We start from the raw sequence: 17,032 nt of genomic DNA on the forward strand, positions 1-17,032 counted from the left end.
ATCCGTTTCTTGTTTCAGTACGCATGCCGGATCGGTTGGCGCGCGTACTGCGGCTGTCCCTTCTCCCGGTGGGAGAAGGAAAGAAAAAGTGGAAACGCCCCTTGACGTCGGCGAAGCGGGATTGCGGCGCTGTCCGCGGAGAGTTGGAAGCTCCCGTCGGCATGGCGATATCCTGCCGCGTCGACGATCCGCTTCCGTCCGTCCGCCTCAAGGGCGGCGATCCGGCTTGCCACCGCTGCCTTGCTCCGTTGTCCGCATTCCTTCGCGGAGTTCCAGAACGCCGCACGGGACGTTTCCTGTTGTGGAACTTTCGTTCCTGTCACATGGCGTGAAAGGCCATGGTCCGGAGCGGGAGTCGAACCCGCGACCCGCAGATTATTGGTCTGCTGCTCTACCCATCTGAGCTATCCAGTGGTGGACGAACCGGATTCGAACCGGTGGCCAACGGCCTGCGCCGCTGCTCTGCCTCTGAGCTTCCGTCCTCGCGAAACACCTTCCCCCACGCTTCGGCATACGCCACGGCAAGGCCGCGCGCACCGGACGGCATCGAAAGCCGTACCGCTGTAGCGTGTTCGATCGATGTTCCGTATTGCCGGCTGTCGCCAACGGGCAATTCTTGCGGACGCATCGCGCCCTATACGTTGCAAACCCAGCCTCGCGCCGCTCGCGTCGAAGCATCACCACGCGGCGCACATGCGCCGGTCGCAGCCGCGCCCCTGCCTCGGGCGCGAGCAGTCGCGCACCCGGATGCTTCAGGGCGAAAAATATTTTCTACGGACTGGTTTTGCGGAACTCTCGCGCTGCATGCGCTTCCTTTGCGAACGCTGAAAACAAAACGCCCCCGGGTTTTGCGACCCGAGGGCGTTCGCGTTGCCTCGGGAGATCGGGGTGGCCGATCTCCCAGGGAGTCCGACCGTGATTTAGGTGTGCGTGTACCGGTTGCGTTCGATTAGCAGGCGATTGCTTGGCTTCATGCATGCGCGCGCTTCCGTGCCGCGGCCGGTGGGCCACAGTGCAAAGAGGATCGCGTTGACGAAGTTCGGTTTCATTGGAAGTTCTGATGTCGCAAAAAACGCCACGGGGGCGAAGGCCGCGCACGATACGCTGCTTATTTTCGATACGCAACTATTTTTTAACATCAGAATCTTGAGCCCGACGAACGGTTGCGATGCATGGGCGAACGATCAGCATCGGTGCCGGGTCGACACGACAGGTAGAATCGTCACTGAATCTTTATCGGTGACACCTTTTGTCCGCCAGTATTTCCGATCCCGCGCTCGATTCTCTGTTCCTGCCGTTCTCCAGCCGCTCGCTCGCGTGGCCGGAAGGTCCGGTGCTGTTCCTGCGCGCGCGCGAAGGTTGGGCGATGCGGCAATTTCCGCTTGCGCAGCTGGTGTGCGAACAGAGCTACAAGCCGTTCGCCGATGAGTTGGAGCGCGGCGGATTGCAGGTGATCGCCGATGCGTCGGAATCGGCGGCCCGCTATCCGCTGGTGCTGGTGCTGCCGCCACGCCAGCGCGAGGAGGCGCGCGCGCTGTTCGCACGCGCGGTGTCGCTGTGCGCGCCGGGTGGCGTGGTGGTGGCCAGCATCACCAACAACGAGGGCGCCAAATCCGGCGAGGCCGACCTCAAGCAGCTCACCGGCTTGGGCGGCAGCCTGACCAAGAACCATTGCCGCGTGTTCTGGAGCAAGCCGATCGATGGTTCTCAAGATCAGGCAGCGATCGCGAAATGGGCCGCGCTGGATGCGCCGCGCCTGATCCTGGACGGCCGCTTCAGCAGTCGTCCGGGCGTATTCGCTTGGGACCGCATCGACCCGGCCTCGGCCTTGTTGGTCGAGCATCTTCCCGCCGATTTGGCGGGCAAGGGCGCCGATCTGGGTGCGGGTTACGGATATCTCTCGGCGGAAATCCTCTCGCGCTGCGCCAAGGTTTCAGCGTTGGATCTCTATGAAGCCGAGGCGCGCGCCCTGGCGCTCGCGAAACAGAATCTCGCGCAGTTCGAGCAGCAGGCGACGCTCGGTTATCGCTGGCACGATGTCACCACCGGCGTGCCGGAGCGGTACGACTTCATCGTCAGCAATCCGCCTTTCCACACCCAAAGCCGCGCGGATCGTCCCGATGTCGGCCGTCGTTTCATTGCGGTGGCCGCCGAATCCCTCAAGCCCGGGGGACGACTATTCCTCGTCGCCAACCGGCACCTGCCGTACGAAGCGGTATTGAACGCCAGCTTCGGACAGGTCCGCGTGGTGGGCGAGAGAGATGGCTTCAAGGTGATAGAAGCCATCAAGGCCGTGCCGTCAGCAAGGTCGAACAAGTCCCCACGATGAAACTGGTCAAGCATCTCGCCAACCTGGGTTACGGCAGTCGCAAGCAAGTCGCGCTGATGTTCCGTGAAGGCCGCATCACCGACGCGCAGGGCGAAGTGATGTACGCCGACGATCCCGTGGACCACCACAATCTGCGCGTCGACGGCGAGCCGCTGGATCCGCCGCAGGGTCTGTTGCTCATGCTACACAAGCCGGTGGGTTATACCTGCTCCACCAAGGATCCTGGCCGCATCGTTTACGACCTGCTGCCGCCGCGCTATCGGCTTCGCTCGCCGCTGCTGTCCACGGTGGGACGATTGGATCGGGACACCAGCGGTCTGTTGTTGTTCACCGACGACGGTGCGCTGCTGCACAGGATCGTGTCGCCGAAATCGAAACTCTGCAAAGTCTACGAGACGACTCTCACCACCGATTTGCGTGGCGATGAAGCGCAGACCTTCGCCAGCGGCACGCTGATTCTGGAATCCGAGCAGACTCCGTTGCTTCCCGCGGAGTTGGTAGCCATCGACGCGCGCCATGCGCGCCTGACCCTGCACGAAGGCCGCTACCATCAGGTGCGACGCATGTTCGCCGCGGTCGGCAATCATGTCGAGGCATTGCATCGCAGCCGAATCGGCGGACTCGGGCTGGGGAATCTGCCGTCCGGCGAATGGCGGATGCTGGACGAAGCGGCGAGAGCGGAGCTGTTCAACGCATGAACGCTCGCGCGGTGATCTTCGATATGGACGGCCTGCTGATCGACAGCGAGCGCGTCATCCTGGAATGTTGGCGAGTCGCCGCAGCGGAGCAGTCGTTGGAGGTGGACGACACGCTGTGGCTGTCGATGGTGGGTCTGCACGATGTGGGCTGCGCCGAGCTGCTGGACGGGTTGCTCGGCGCCGAGCGGGCCAAGCGGCTGACGCTCGAATGCAAGCGCAGGTATGACTTATTGGTGGAAGAGGGATTGCCGCTTAAGGCAGGCGCCCGCGAACTACTGCAGGATCTCTTCGACCTTGGTGTGCCGCTGGCCGTCGCCACCTCGACCCGCGGCGAGCGTGCGCGGCTCAAGCTGGCGCGCAGTGGGATCGACGGCTATTTCAACCATGTGGTCACCAGCAGCGACGTGGCGCACGCGAAACCCGCGCCTGATCTCTATCTGCTGGCTGCCGAACGGCTGGGCATCCCGCCCCGCGAATGCATAGCGATCGAAGATTCGGAGTTCGGTGTGCGGGCGGCTTCCGCGGCCGGAATGCGGGTGATCCAGGTGCCCGACATGCTGCCTGCCTCCGAGACGACGCGGACGCTGGCCCAGGTTGTTCCCGATCTGGATCGGGCGCGAACCTGGTTCCAGAGGTGGCTGAATTTGGAATCGCTGGACACGAGCGCAAGCCTGTCGTTCTAAGCCGGGTGCCGCGCGATCAGGCGATCTCGAGCAAGGGTCGCAGGCAAGAACGCAGGCGACGGATCGACTGTTGCAGGTCCGGATCCGGCGTCCAAATCCTATTGTCGATCTCGGCCAGGGCCAATTCAATCAGCCAATCGTTCGGTTGGGACTTCCCCAGCGCCGCAATCAATGATTCGCGATAAGCGGCATCAGGCCGCAGTGCGGCGAACCAGCCAGCGAAGACCACGCCGCGCCAGTCGAAATGGTCGCAAAGATCGTCGATGAACGCCGCATCCAGATTGGCCATGCATTTCAACAGGACATAGTGCGGATCCAGCGGCTCGTACTTGATCTGCGGATACCGCAGCAGCACGGACTCCAGTTCCTCAGCATCGCGGACCAAGCGTTCGGCATAACGCTTGGCGTTTCCCTGTTTTGCCAGCGTCAGGTAGGGGATATGGCCCAGAAGACGCCGGGTTTCCTCTTCGCCGAGCCTCGCCATCGAAACGCGGTTGCAGATAAGGACCGTGGCCTGACCGGAAGGGGTCATTGCGCGAACAGCTTGCGCCAACCTTCCACGCCTAACCGATCCAGCGTTTCCACATTGCGGTCCACAATCTGGTCCGCATCCGGGAAAGCCTCCACCGCACGGCTGACGCTGTCTTCCCGCAGCAGGTGCAGGGTGGGATAGGGCGAGCGGTTGGTGTAGTTGCCGATATCGTCGAAAGCGGTGCCGGCGAACTGGTAGGCCGGATGGAAGCTGGCTACCTGCAGCACGCCCTCCAGATCCAGCGCCTCGACCGCGGCGTCGGCGTTGTCCAGGAAATCGTTGTAGTCCAGGAAATCCTGCAGCACCTCGGGGTGCACGATCAAGGTGGTGTCGATTTCGTCGGCGGGAGTGTCGCGCAACAGCAGCAGTTCTTCGGCCAGTTGTTCCAGCAAGGCCTCGGGTGTGCTCGCATCGCTCAGCACGAAACGTACCTGCTGCTTGACGTAGACGGCTTTGGCGAACGGGCACAGGTTCATGCCGATCACCGCGCGCTCCAGCCACAGGCGCGTCGCAGCGATCGGGTCCGATGCGGCGAGTTCAGTCACGGAAATTGTCGAACTGCAGCGGCAATTCGAAATCGCCCTTCTTCAGCAGCGCCATCGCATCCTGCAGATCGTCGCGCTTCTTGCCGTTGACGCGCAGCTTGTCGCCGTTGATCTGAGTGTCCACTTTCAGCTTGGCTTCCTTGATCGCCGCGGCGATCTTCTTGGCCAGCTTCTGCTCGATGCCTTGCTTGACGGTGATCTTTTGGCGCGCGCCTGCCAGGTTGGTCTCCACCTCGCCTTCCTCCAGGCAGCGCGCGTCGATGCCGCGCGCGATCAGGCGCGCACGCAGGATGTCGGACATCTGCTTGAGCTGGAAATCGCTGGGTGCGGACTGGCTGATGACGTTGTCGTCCAGGCTGAACCTGGCATCGACGCCCTTGAAATCGAAGCGCGTGGTGAGCTCGCGGTTGGCCTGATCGACCGCGTTGGTGAGTTCGTGGGTGTTGACTTCGGAAACGACGTCGAAGGAAGGCATGGGCGTGCGTTGTGCGGTGTGGGAAGCGGCTAGGTTAACGCAGGCGGTCCCGTTTTCCTTCCCTTTGAGGCGAAAGGGGCGCAGTAAATTGGCGATAATGCCGAATGACTACCCGCGCCTCGCACCTGTCCGCCATCGCTTTCATGCTTTCCGCCGTAGCGCTGTTCGCGCTGATGGATGCGGGCCTGAAGTTGCTGGCGCCGCACTATCCTCCGCTGCAGGTGGCGGCCTTGCGCGGTCTGTCGTCGTTGCCGCTGGTGCTGATATGGGTGTTGTGGACGGCCAAGCCGAATACCCTCTGGCGCGTGCACTGGCCCTTGCATCTGCTGCGTGGAGCCCTGGGTATCGGGATGATGTTCGGATTCGTGTACGGCCTGCGCACCATGCCGCTGTCCACCGCGTATGCCATCACTTTTGTCGCGCCGATGCTGGTCACCGCTATGGCCGGCCCTTTTCTGGGCGAACGGGTGGGTCCGCGGCGTTGGACGGCCATCGTGGTCGGGCTGGTCGGCGTGCTGGTGATCCTACGGCCGACGGGGCAAGGAATGGCGACGCTGGGCGGGTTGGCCATCCTCGTCGCCGCGATCTGCTATGCGGCCAGCGCGATCACCGTGCGCTTGCTGGCGCAGCGCGACAGCATCCAGGCGATGGTGTTGTGGTTCATCGTGCTGCTGTCGCTGGGCGCCGGAGCGATGGCCGCCCCGCACTGGCTACCGCTGCGTTCGGCCGACTTGTGGGTGATCGCGGGCGTGGGCGTTGCCGGGTCGTTGGCCCAAGTGGCCCTGACTGAGGCCTTCCAGCGCGGCGAGGCCTCGCTGATCGCACCCCTGGAATACAGCGCGCTGGTCTGGGGCGTATGTCTGGATCTGGCGCTGTGGCATGTGCTGCCCGATGGCGTGACTTGGCTAGGCGCGGGCATCATCGTTATTAGCGGCCTGTATCTGCTGCGCCGCGAAAAAGTGCATGCGGAAACCGAGCATCCCTGATGCCCCTGCTGATCGTCCCACTGGTCGTCCTGGTCCTGCTGGTTCTGTGGCTGCTGTTGCTGCCGCTGTCGCTATGGCAGCGCTATCGCATGGGCAAGGCGCGACGCAAAGCATGGCCCTGGCTGGTGAGGCTGAACTCGTGGCTGCTGCTGTTTTCCACGGGTTTGTTTTTGGCCAGCATGGCGATCACCAATGTGTGGTGGCCTGGCGCGTTGGCTTATGCGCTGGCGGGAATGGGGGCCGGGTTGCTCACCGGAATCGTCGGGCTGTGGCTCAGCCGCTTCGAACAAACCTCGCAGGGCATGTACTACACGCCCAATCCCTGGCTGGTGTTGACCCTGACCCTGCTGGTGGCCGCGCGCATCGCGATGGGCTTCGTGGAAATGTGGCGTTACTGGCAGGGCCGCGAAGCGCTGTCGATCGTCCCGGTGCTCGATCACGCCAGCCTGTTCGCCGTGGCCGGCCTGTTGCTCGGCTATTACCTCAGCTACACCTGGGCCTTGCGGCGTCGACTGTCGCGTTAGCAGGCCCTAAAAGTCCTCGACGATTTCGATCGCGCTCTCGGTGCGTTCAGCCAGCACTTCGGCAACGGCATGGATGCGGCGCACGGCTTCGTCGTTGGGGGCTTCGATCTCGATGTTGTGCAACCCCGGCGATTCGTCGTCCGGCAGGCCGGCGGAGCTGGAATCGTCGTCGTCCATGTGCGGCATCAGGTCGGCGACTTCTTCCACGTGTTCGATGCCTTCGATGGCTTCCAGCGCATGAATGATCTCGGAAGCCGCGTATTCGTTGCCAGTGACGCGCAGTCGGACGGTGGGCATAGGTGAGTCCGGTAAGGAAAAGGGGGACAGGTACCGTAGCCATCGCCGCGCTAAGGCGGAGTGAGAGGAATCGGTCAATCCGGTGACCGCTTGCTCCCAATCAATGAGGCCGGATCAGTTGCAAAAGAAACGACGGGCTCCTTGCGGAGCCCGCCGTCCGGTGTTGCCATGACACAGCGGCGATTGCTGCGGCCGGCGTTGGTCAGTGGATCAAGAACGCGGGATCAGAAGCGTGCCCCCAAGCCCAGGCCGACGGTCCACGGATCCATGGTCATCTCGTCGCCGTTCGGCTCGCCGGCCACGTTCACCTCGGCATCGCCCTTCATGTAGCGCACGTCGGTGCGTGCGAACCAGCGACTGTTGATGTTGAAATCCATGCCGGCGGTAGCGATGGCGCCCTTGGCGGTGTCCAGGCCGACATGAGGGCCGCCGCCGGAGATGTCCTCGTTGCTGAAGTTGGACTCGTAATAGCCCAGGCCGACGAACGGGCGCATCACGCTATCGGCGCTGCGGAAATGGTACTGGCCGCTCAACGCGATAGGTTGCTGCTCGATGGTGCCGATCTTGCCGCCATCGCCGCGCACGCGGTGATTGAATTTGTCGGCAGCACCCCACAACTCAACGGCGATGTTGTCGTTGATGTACCAGCTGGCGCTCAAGGTAGGCGCAGTGCCGCCGTCTATGTCGATGCGCGCACCGGGCAGCGGATCGGAATCGGGCTGCAGGATCGCGCCACCGCCTACGATGGCGATGCGCTTGCCGGAAGCGCTGTCGGTGCTGGTGGTTCCTGCATCCTGCGCAAATGCGGAAGGCGTGAACGCCAGAGCGGATAGCAGGGCGATGCTCAGGGGGCGAAGTGAAGACATATGATTCTCTCCATGTGTTTTTTGTGTGCCCGGGGAGTGGGCGCGCACACCGTAGCCACCAATGCATGAATGCAAACCGGCACGCGCATTTTTGTTAATGCTCGTTTTCATCTTTGCTTCAGTCTGGTGTTTTTCACATGCGTTGCATAACAATGGGTTCAGTTTGTCGTTGTCAGCGGTAAGCGTTGGCTGCAAGCAGCTCCGCGCGTTGGAAGGAAGAATGATGGTCAGCAGCGCCGCTACAGCCGTCGAAGCGTATCTGGCCGAACTTCGGCCTGAACGTCGCGAAGTGATCGCAACGGTACGCGCTCTGGTTAACGCCAATCTGCCCGATGGTTCTGTGGAGGGCAGGAACTGGGGAATGATCAGCGGGGAGATTCCGCGGCCGCGTTGCCCAGTCACCTATTACAAGCAGCCCTCGATATACGCCGCGCTGGCCGCGCAGAAGAATCACTACGCCTTGTGCCTGATGTGCGCGTATGTCGATTCGCAGAGCGAGCGCGAACTGCGTGCCGCCTATGCCGCGGGCGGCCTGAAGTTGGACCTGGGAAAGAGCTGCCCGCGCTTCCGCGGACTCGATGCGCTGCTGCAATCGGCCGCAGCCGCGGTGATCGCTTCGACCCCGCCGGACAACGCCTATGGAACGCACGTAGCGCGCTACGAGGCCAGCCGCGTGCGAGACTGAGCCTATGCGCCCCCCCAAGACCGGCCCTGCCGACGGAAAAAGAAGCGACAGCTTGACCATGGCCGATCTGGCCAAGGTGGCCGGCGTTTCCGCCATCACCGTCTCTCGCGCGTTGCGCGACAGCCCGCTGGTCAATCCGGAAACCCGGGCGCGTATCGCCGAGATCGCCCGCCAGTACGGCTATGCCTTCAATGTCAGCGCGCGCAATCTGCGCCTGCGCCGTAGCATGACTGTGGCAGTAGTGGTGGAAATGAAACCCACCCTTGAGCGGCAGATGTCCGGGCCGTATCCACTGGATCTGCTGGGCGGCATCACCCAGGAACTGACTTCTTCCGGCTACAGCGTATTGCTGACTTCCCTGCAAGGCGGTGCGTTGTCCCACGTGCAGGCGGCCGATGGCGTGATTCTGCTGGGGCAGGGTGCGCATGAGGATGCGATGCACGAGGTGCAGAGCTGGGGCCGTCCGATGGTGGTGTGGGGCGCGGTCAGCCGGCATGAGTCGCACGTGGTGGTCGGCAGCGACAACCGACGCGGCGGCGCGTTGGCCGCGGAAAGATTTCTGGCCTTGGGCCGCAGCCGCCCGGTGTTCCTGGGCGATCCGGCGCACGCCGAATTCGCCGAACGACTGGAAGGCTTCGCCGATACTCTTTCGAAATACGGCATCACGCCGTTCACGCCCATGGTCTCCAGTTTCACTGTGACCGCGGGCGCCGAAGCGGTGCATGCGCTGCTGGAACAGCATCCGCAGATCGACGCCCTGTTCGCTGCCAGCGATCTGCTGGCCATCGGCGCTATCCGCGCGCTGATCGAGCATGGGCGACGGGTGCCCGATGACGTTTCGGTGATCGGCTACGACGACACGCCCCTGGGCGCCACCTATGTGCCGCCGTTGAGTTCGGTGCACCAGAACTTCATCGATGCCGGCGTGCTGCTGGCCCGTAAGATCCGGACCTTGATCGAAGGCCAGCCCGCCACGTCCGAAACCCTGCCCACCCATCTGGTGCTGCGCGCCACCTGAGCGCGGTTGTCTGCTGCGCTGCAGCGACTGTGCGATGACCCCTCGAAGAACACGCTGCTTTCACGGGTCACCGCGGCTACCATAAGTCTCTGTTTCATAAAGAAATTGTTATCATAGACCAGGGTATTCCTTATTACACCCCGCGCTCAGGTCGTGAACGGTGAGTGATAGCGCCTGCGTTTGTTATCGATAACTTGACATCGATAACAATGCTTCCTAGCTTGCCTCCCCGCCGGCATTGCCGCCGACGATAGACGACAAGAACCGGGGTAGGGACGCGTGGTGGATGCAATCCAGAACACAGGTCGGACGCAGGGCGCGCAGGCACCCCTCGATCCTTGGTGTCTGCGGCAAACCACCTTCGAGCCTTCGCAGCGGGCGCGCGACGAAAGCCTGTTCGCGCTGGCCAACGGATCGCTGGGCGTGCGTGGCGGGTTCGAGGAAGACGACAGTCCCAGCGACGGCAGTTTCCTGGCGGCGGTGTTCGAAAAGAATCCCATCCACTATCACGAGCGCCTGTCCGGCTTCGCGCGCAGCACCGACACGCGCGTACCGGTGGCCGAAGGCAAGGGCATCGGCCTGTGGCTGGGCGACCAGCGCGTACGGCTGGATCAGGCCGAATGGCTGCAGTTCGAGCGTTCGCTCGATCTGCGCCGTGGCGCGCTCGACCGGCGCCTGCGGATCAGGACCGCCGAAGGCCACCGCCTCGAGATTCGCGCCGAACGCGTGGTGCCGCTCACGCAGCCGGCGTTGCTGGCGATCCGTTTCAGCGTCACCTCATTGGACTATGACGGTCCGCTGACCTTGGTTTCCTCGATCGAGGGCGGACGCCAAGCGGTCGAACAGGGCGACGATCCGCGCATCGGCGTGTCCGGCGGTCAAGGCATGGAGATCTTCGGCCTGCATGCAGACGGCCACGGGGCGCGACTCTCGCAGCGCGCTTCGGGCAGCGGCATCGAAGTGGCCTGCGGACAGGCGCACCGGTTTGCAGCGAACGGTCCGACCGACGATCTGTCTTTCGTCGAAGCGCAAGCGCAGGGCACGCGCGTCGAACAGCATTTCCGCGCCATGCTGCAGCCGGGCCGCACCGTCACCCTGGAGAAGTTCGTCGCCTACGTCGTCGACGGCGACGCAGCCACGCGCGACGACCGCTTGCAGGCAACCTTGTCGGAAGTCGCCGCAGCGGGCTTCGACAGACTGGCCGCCGATCAGGCCGACGCGCTGGAAACGTTCTGGCGCCACGCGGAGTTGTCCATCGACGGCGATGCGGCATCCGAACAGGCATTGCGCTTCAACCTGTTCCATCTGCTGCAATCGGCGGGACGCAACGGCGTCGATGGCACCGCCGCGAAGGGACTGACCGGCGAAGGCTACGAAGGCCATTGTTTCTGGGACACCGAAGCCTTCGTGCTGCCGGTCATGGCTTTCACTGCGCCAGAAGTGGCGCGCGCCATGCTGATGTACCGCTACCGCACGCTTGAAGCCGCGCGCGCGCATGCGCGCGAAATGAACCATCCGACCGGCGCGCTGTACCCCTGGCGCACCATCGATGGCGGCGAAGGCTCCGCGCACTACCCCAGCGGTTCGGCGGCGTACCACATCAATGCCGCTATCGCTTACGGCATCGGGCTGTACCTGGAGAGCAGCGACGACCTCGATTTTCTGGACCAGGCCGGCGCGGAAATGCTGTTCGAGACCGCGCGCATCTGGCCGCAGGTCGGGCACTTCAATCCGCGTCGCGACGGCGCCTTCTGCATCCATGAAGTCACCGGCCCCGACGAATACACCACCCTGGTCAACAACAACTACTACACCAACCGCATGGCGCAGCGGCACCTGCGTTGCGCAGTCGCAGCCTGGCGCTGGCTATCGGGGGAACGCCCGCAGCGCATGCGGGAATTGTCCGCACGCCTGCAGCTGGACGCGCAGGAAATCGAACTGTGGCAACGCGCCGCCGATGCGATGTTCCTGCCTTATGACGCGGCGCTGGGCATCTTCGAGCAGGACGACGGCTTCCTGGACAAGCCGCACTGGCCCTTCCCATTGCACGCCGCTAACGGCGAACACCGCCCGCTGCTGCTCGACTACCATCCGCTCACCCTATACCGGCATCAGGTTTGCAAGCAGGCCGACGTGGTGATGTCGCTGGTGCTGGCGGGCGAGGATATCGAGCTGTCGCGCAAGCGCCGCAGTTTCGATTATTACGAAGCGGTCACCACCCACGATTCCACCTTGTCCGCGCCGGTGTTCGGCATCCTCGCCGGCGAAGTCGGTCACGCGGACAAGGCCTGGCGCTATTTCCACGACAGCGTACGCGTGGATCTGGACGACCTGCATCGCAACACCGACCACGGCGTGCATATGGCCGCGATGGCCGGTAGCTGGCTGGGGCTGGTACAGGGATTCGGCGGACTGCGCGTGCGCGAATCGCAACTGCATTTCGCGCCTAGCGTGCCGCGGGCGTGGAACGGCTACGGCTTCAACCTGCGCTGGCGCGGGCGCAGCGTGCGCGTGGACGTGTCCCGGGCGGGAGCGACCTATGTCCTGCGCGACGGCGAAGCGCTGACGATTTATCACGACGGCCGCGCCTTGGAACTGCGAGCCGGACAAGCGCAGACGCTGGCGCTGGCGCAGTTGGTGAAGGAGCCGGCGGAGGAATCGGACGCGGTATTCCCGCGGCCCTGCCAAGCGCTGATCTTCGATCTGGACGGCGTGCTCACCGACACCGCGCACAGCCACTACCTGGCGTGGAAACGGCTGGCCGACGAGATCGACGTGCCCTTCGATCTGCGCACCAATGAACGCTTGAAAGGCGTGGATCGCGCCGCCTCGCTGGACATCATCCTGGAAAGCGCTGCGGCTCCGTTCACGGCTGAAGCCAAGCGCGCGTTGACCGAACGCAAGAACGGCTACTACGTGGCGGAAATAGAGAGTTTCGGCCCTCAGGATCTGTTCCCCGGCGTACGCGAACTGCTGGAAGCGGCGCGCGCGGCCGGGCTCAAGCTCGGCCTCGCCTCGGCCAGCCGCAACGCGCCCGCGTTGCTGCGCAAACTCGGCATCGAGGATCGTTTCGACTACATCGCCGACGCCGGACGGATCGCACGTGCAAAACCCGATCCGGAAATATTCCTGACCGTCGCACGCGAACTGGGTGTCGCGCCGGAACGGTGCATCGGCGTGGAGGACGCCGCCGCCGGTATCGTCGCCATCCACGCTGCGGGCATGCCGGCCATCGGCATCGGCGATTCACGCGTTCTCGACCAGGCCGACGCGGTACTGCCGGATATCGCCGCATTGCGGCTGGAGGATTTCGTTTCAACCTGACCGTACGAGGCCGCAGAGCCGCGACGGATTCGTAACCAACCTGTCTAAACAAGAGTGGAGGGAACACCCATGCAACAGACGACACTGATCCGTTACGCATTGTCCGTAGCCATCGCCGCGGCCCTGGCGCCGGCCCTGGTTTACGCCCAGGAGGCCGCTCCCACAGAGCCGGCCCCAGCCGAGCCTGCTCCCGCCGCGCCTGCTCCGGCGGTGCCGGCCACCAGCGGGCAGGACGCCACTACGCTCGACACTATCGTCGTCACCGGCAGCGCCGCCGGCGGCGTCAAGAAAATCGAGGCCAGTTACAACATCGTCACCGCCAACGCCGAGCAGATAAAGCAGGCCAACCCCAAGAGCACTGCCGATCTGCTCAAGATCTCTCCTGGCATGTGGCCCGAATCGACCGGTGGCCAAACCGGCGCCAACATCGAGATCGCCGGCTTCCCGGGCGGTGGCGACGCGCCTTATTTCTCCACCTTGCTAATGGGTTCTCCGGTCTACGGCATGCCCACGCTGTCGTTCTTCGAAACGACGACGCTAATGCGTCTTGACGACACCATTGAATCGGTTGAAATCCTGCAGGGCGGTCCGTCGGTGGTGTTCGCCGATGGTCAGATGGGCGCGACCGCCAACTTCTTCCTGAAAACCGGCACCGAAGAGCCGACCGGCAGCGTCGGCCTGACCTATGGCGACGAAGGTCTGTACCGCCTGGACGGTTTCACCGGGTTCAAGATCGCAGAGGGCTGGTACGGCAGCGTCGGCGGTTTCTGGCGCACTTCGGACGGCGTGCGTTCGCCCGGCTTCAAGGCCGATGAAGGCGGCCAGTTGACCGCGACCCTGGCGCACGATTTCGACAAGGGCTCGATGGTCCTGTACGCGCGCTACCTCAACGACAAGAATCAGTTCATCACTCCGATCCCGCTGATCCAGACCGGCTCGGACAGCTTCAGCGAATATCCCGGCTTCGATCCGCTTACCGACACCTACTACAGCCGTGCGATCCAGCATGTGCACCTGCCCACCTATCCGGGCGGTGGCAAGGATGCCGATCTGGCCGATGGCCGTGGTGCGGACATGTTCTTCGTTGGCGGCAACTTCGACTTCAGTTTCGATAACGGTTGGTCGATCAGCGACAAGTTCCTGATCAACGAAGGCGACGTGGACACCAATGCCTTGTTCTCAGGCAACAACCCGGCCACGTTGCAGGACATGCTCTACACCGCAGGCACGCCCAGCGGCTTCAGCCTGCCTGCCGGTTCGGCCACGGCCACTTATGTAGGCGGTGGCGCGGTGCCGTTGGACCAGAGCGTGATCCAGCAGGGTTGGTGGCATATCCACAAGCACCTGAAGAGCTTCAACAACGACTTCCGCCTGAGTAAGGAGCTGTTCGAAGGCAACACGCTGACCATCGGCTTCTACGTAAACCACTACACCATGAACGACAAGTGGTCGCTGGGCAATCAGATGCTGATGAGCAATACGCCCAACGCCACGCCGATCACAGTCAGCTACGTCGACGGCGGACAGACTTACCAGCGCACCGATAGTCAGGGTTTCGCCGACTTCGGTGGTTTCCATATCGCCCAGCACGGAAGCGCCACCAACATGGCGCTGTACCTTTCCGATTCCTGGCGCGTTGGAAAGTGGCTTCTGGACCTCTCGGGCCGTCTGGAGAACCAGGACGCGACCAACAACGTCTGCAATCGCAGCGCAGTTAATCCGGGCGCGGGTGGCCTTGATGGCGACCCGAATACCCTTTACGACAATAATGTCGAAATGTGCAACGGCACTTATGCGAAGACCGAGTACAAGAAGAGCCATCCTGCCTTCACCGCAGGCGCCAACTATTCGTTCAATGACCATATGTCGATGTACGGTCGCGTCAACACCGGCGGCCACTTCCTCGATTTCGATAATGGCATTCGCGGCAGCACCACCGGCAATACGCCGCCGATCCAGAAGATTCGTAACTACGAAATCGGCTTCAAGTACCAGTCGGATCTGCTATATGCAGATATCAGCGCATACCGGCGCGTTTTCAGCGGCCTGCAGTATCAGCCGACCGATGGCGCGGGTACGCCAGTGGGTACACCGCTGATCTATGGTTCCGATTCCGTAGGCGTCAACTTCATCGGCGCGCTGACTCCGATCGAGAATCTGCGTCTGCAGTTGGTGGCCAACTATCTCGATGGCGAGTACACCGACTTCAATGCCTGCTTCCCATACACCGATATCAACGACCAGCCCGCCTGCGCGCCGATCGAAGGCCAACAGCTGCAACGCCAGCCGAAGGTGCGTTTCATGTTCACGCCCAGCTACAAGTTCGTATTCGACTGGGGCGACATCATGCCGTACGTCACCTACACCCACGTCGGCGACCACACCCAGGACCAGTCCGGCTTGCAGCAGCTGGGTTCGTACCACACCGTGGACTTCGGTGTGACCTCCAACGTCGGCGAGAACTGGCAGTTCAACCTGCGTGGTACCAACATGACCAACGAACTGGGTTTGACCGAGAGCAACTCGCGCATCTTCGGTTCGGCTGCCAGTGCGGGTGGCGTGTTGTTGGCGCGTCCGCTGGAAGGTCGTGAGGTCAATTTCCAGGCCAAGTACAGCTGGTAAGCGAGTAAAGAACCAGGAAGTGCGAGGCCTTCTCCCCGCGAACGGGGAGAAGGCCTCGGTAGACTGCCGAGGGTGTCCGAAGCAGCGCATTCCCTTGTCTATCGTTTCTCAGCCTGCGCTTCACGCCATCTTCTCCCGCTAGCGCGCAGAGAAGCATTCTTTCCTTCCCAGTCTCCGGCGCCCGCATGAACCGAACCCGCATGATCCTGGCGATGATCCTGACTTACGTGATCTTCGCCATGCTGCTCAACAGCGTCGGCACCCTGATTCTGATGAGCCAGAACGCGTTGGGGGCCAGCATAGAAGCCACCAGCTTCCTCGACGGGTTCAAAGACCTGACCATTGCAGTCGTGGCCTTCGTAGCGACCTCGCTATTGCCGCGGATCGGCTACCGGAAAAGCATGATGCTGGGCCTGGCGCTGGTCGCCACCGCTTGCGTGGCGATGCCGATGGCCAACGCGTTCTGGATGGTCAAGATCATGCTGGTCGCGGTCGGTGCAGGCTTTGCGCTGGCGAAGATGTCGGTGTATTCCACCATCGGTCTACTCACCGAAGGCAAGAAAGCCCACGCTAGCCTTATGAATTTCATCGAAGGCTGTTTCATGCTGGGCGTGCTGGCCTGGCCTTGGGTACTGGCCGCATTCGTGGGACAGCAAGACAGCTCGACCGACCCGATCTGGTTGGATGTGTACTGGTGGCTGGCGCTGGCATGCGCGGTGACGATCGCATTGCTGATGTTTTCGCATATCGACGAAGGCGCCGCCCACACCGGTGCGGCGCAATCGTTTGCGGATCTGTTCCGGCTACTGGCGTTGCCGTTGGTGATCGTGTTCCTGGCTTCGGCTTTCCTCTACGTGCTGATAGAGCAAGGCATCAATACCTGGCTGCCGACGTTCAACAACAAAGTGCTGCATCTGTCCACGGTGACCAGCGTGCAGTTGGCCAGTCTGTTCGCCGCGTCCACCGCGGTCGGACGTCTTGGCGCGGGACTGGTATTGCGTTTCTTGCCTTGGCATTGGTTGCTGATCATTTGCCTGTTGGCGATGGCGACTCTCGTGTTGCTGGTGCTGCCGATGGCCGCGCAAGTGCAGCCGCCTGCGCAGGAGGGCTGGTGGCATGCGCCGGCGGTCGCGTTCATCTTCCCGTTGCTGGGCTTGTTCATGGCGCCGATCTATCCGGCGATCAATTCGGTGGTGCTGAGCGCGCTGCCCAAGGCCCGGCACGCGGCGATGACCGGCTTGATCGTAGTCTTCTCCGCACTGGGCGGTACCACCGGATCCTTCATCACCGGCCAGGTGTTCGCGCGCCTGGGCGGGCAGACCGCGTTTTATCTGTCGCTGATCCCGATGGCGCTTTTGCTCATCGCGGTATTTCTGCTGAAGCGGCAATCGACATTGCATGCCGCGTCTGCGCCGCAAGCGGCTTGAACCGGTTCGGCTCGAACTGGG

Annotated in this window: 16 protein-coding genes and 2 tRNA genes; 10 read left to right on the forward strand and 8 right to left on the reverse strand. The window is 62.8% G+C overall.

The features are described 5' to 3' along the window. Positions 1–339: 339 nt before the first annotated feature. From AC1DTQ_RS08335 to AC1DTQ_RS08345, 3 genes are all read right to left on the reverse strand, one after another. Positions 340–409, reverse strand: a tRNA-Ile gene (locus AC1DTQ_RS08335). A 3-nt stretch (positions 410–412) separates the two neighbouring features. After that, positions 413–482, reverse strand: a tRNA-OTHER gene (locus tag AC1DTQ_RS08340). A gap of 438 nt (positions 483–920) precedes the next feature. Continuing rightward, positions 921–1,049 (reverse strand): hypothetical protein, encoded by a 129-nt coding sequence (locus AC1DTQ_RS08345; RefSeq protein ID WP_477849044.1) that lies wholly within the window; start codon positions 1,047–1,049, stop codon positions 921–923. 200 nt (positions 1,050–1,249) lie between these two features. Here AC1DTQ_RS08345 and AC1DTQ_RS08350 point away from each other — a divergent pair, with 200 nt between their 5' ends. From AC1DTQ_RS08350 to AC1DTQ_RS08360, 3 genes are read left to right on the forward strand one after another with little or no spacing between them, the layout of a single operon-like run. Next, the gene (locus AC1DTQ_RS08350) at positions 1,250–2,329 is read left to right on the forward strand and encodes a class I SAM-dependent methyltransferase (RefSeq protein ID WP_477849045.1); all 1,080 of its coding nucleotides are present in this window, start codon (positions 1,250–1,252) and stop codon (positions 2,327–2,329) included. Further along, positions 2,326–3,027, forward strand: a complete 702-nt coding sequence (locus AC1DTQ_RS08355) for a pseudouridine synthase (protein WP_477849046.1) — start codon at positions 2,326–2,328, stop codon at positions 3,025–3,027. The genes AC1DTQ_RS08350 and AC1DTQ_RS08355 overlap by 4 nt, the downstream gene beginning before the upstream one ends. Next, positions 3,024–3,710 carry an HAD family hydrolase gene (locus tag AC1DTQ_RS08360; protein ID WP_477849047.1) on the forward strand — a complete coding sequence of 229 codons (687 nt, stop codon included), beginning with the start codon at positions 3,024–3,026 and terminating at the stop codon, positions 3,708–3,710. The genes AC1DTQ_RS08355 and AC1DTQ_RS08360 overlap by 4 nt, the downstream gene beginning before the upstream one ends. A 16-nt stretch (positions 3,711–3,726) precedes the next feature. Here AC1DTQ_RS08360 and AC1DTQ_RS08365 read toward each other — a convergent pair whose 3' ends face one another. From AC1DTQ_RS08365 to AC1DTQ_RS08375, 3 genes are read right to left on the reverse strand one after another with little or no spacing between them, the layout of a single operon-like run. Beyond that, positions 3,727–4,242, reverse strand: a complete 516-nt coding sequence (locus AC1DTQ_RS08365) for a hypothetical protein (RefSeq protein WP_477849048.1) — start codon at positions 4,240–4,242, stop codon at positions 3,727–3,729. Continuing rightward, positions 4,239–4,787, reverse strand: coding sequence for a DUF1415 domain-containing protein (locus tag AC1DTQ_RS08370; RefSeq protein WP_477849049.1), 549 nt, complete (start codon positions 4,785–4,787; stop codon positions 4,239–4,241). Before AC1DTQ_RS08370 ends, AC1DTQ_RS08365 begins: the two co-directional genes overlap by 4 nt. Next, positions 4,780–5,262, reverse strand: coding sequence for a YajQ family cyclic di-GMP-binding protein (locus AC1DTQ_RS08375; RefSeq protein WP_310092187.1), 483 nt, complete (start codon positions 5,260–5,262; stop codon positions 4,780–4,782). Before AC1DTQ_RS08375 ends, AC1DTQ_RS08370 begins: the two co-directional genes overlap by 8 nt. 104 nt (positions 5,263–5,366) lie before the next feature. On the opposite strand from AC1DTQ_RS08375, the gene AC1DTQ_RS08380 reads away from it, so the two are divergent. Both AC1DTQ_RS08380 and AC1DTQ_RS08385 read left to right on the forward strand, forming a co-directional pair. Continuing rightward, positions 5,367–6,248 (forward strand): DMT family transporter, encoded by an 882-nt coding sequence (locus AC1DTQ_RS08380; protein WP_477849050.1) that lies wholly within the window; start codon positions 5,367–5,369, stop codon positions 6,246–6,248. Further along, positions 6,248–6,772, forward strand: a complete 525-nt coding sequence (locus tag AC1DTQ_RS08385; protein WP_477849051.1) for a CcdC protein domain-containing protein — start codon at positions 6,248–6,250, stop codon at positions 6,770–6,772. The genes AC1DTQ_RS08380 and AC1DTQ_RS08385 overlap by 1 nt, the downstream gene beginning before the upstream one ends. A 6-nt stretch (positions 6,773–6,778) precedes the next feature. Here the strand turns inward: AC1DTQ_RS08385 and AC1DTQ_RS08390 are convergent, their stop codons facing one another. Next, positions 6,779–7,069, reverse strand: coding sequence for a hypothetical protein (locus tag AC1DTQ_RS08390; RefSeq protein ID WP_477849052.1), 291 nt, complete (start codon positions 7,067–7,069; stop codon positions 6,779–6,781). A 224-nt stretch (positions 7,070–7,293) separates the two neighbouring features. After that, entirely contained in the window at positions 7,294–7,935 is a 642-nt protein-coding gene (locus tag AC1DTQ_RS08395) for an OmpW/AlkL family protein (RefSeq protein ID WP_477849053.1), read from the reverse strand. 220 nt (positions 7,936–8,155) lie between these two features. On the opposite strand from AC1DTQ_RS08395, the gene AC1DTQ_RS08400 reads away from it, so the two are divergent. From AC1DTQ_RS08400 to AC1DTQ_RS08420, 5 genes are all read left to right on the forward strand, one after another. Further along, complete coding sequence (locus AC1DTQ_RS08400) at positions 8,156–8,620, forward strand: DUF1801 domain-containing protein (protein WP_477849054.1); 465 nt, start codon at positions 8,156–8,158, stop codon at positions 8,618–8,620. 4 nt (positions 8,621–8,624) lie between these two features. Continuing rightward, positions 8,625–9,638, forward strand: coding sequence for a LacI family DNA-binding transcriptional regulator (locus AC1DTQ_RS08405; RefSeq protein ID WP_477849055.1), 1,014 nt, complete (start codon positions 8,625–8,627; stop codon positions 9,636–9,638). Positions 9,639–9,920: 282 nt separating this feature from the next. Next, positions 9,921–12,962 carry a beta-phosphoglucomutase gene (gene pgmB / locus AC1DTQ_RS08410; protein ID WP_477849056.1) on the forward strand — a complete coding sequence of 1,014 codons (3,042 nt, stop codon included), beginning with the start codon at positions 9,921–9,923 and terminating at the stop codon, positions 12,960–12,962. A 69-nt stretch (positions 12,963–13,031) separates the two neighbouring features. Continuing rightward, positions 13,032–15,584 carry a TonB-dependent receptor gene (locus tag AC1DTQ_RS08415; RefSeq protein WP_477849057.1) on the forward strand — a complete coding sequence of 851 codons (2,553 nt, stop codon included), beginning with the start codon at positions 13,032–13,034 and terminating at the stop codon, positions 15,582–15,584. 185 nt (positions 15,585–15,769) lie between these two features. After that, the gene (locus AC1DTQ_RS08420; protein ID WP_477849058.1) at positions 15,770–17,011 is read left to right on the forward strand and encodes an MFS transporter; all 1,242 of its coding nucleotides are present in this window, start codon (positions 15,770–15,772) and stop codon (positions 17,009–17,011) included. Positions 17,012–17,032: the final 21 nt, after the last annotated feature.

The sequence above is a fragment of the Pseudoxanthomonas sp. P4_B2 genome, from assembly GCF_056402315.1.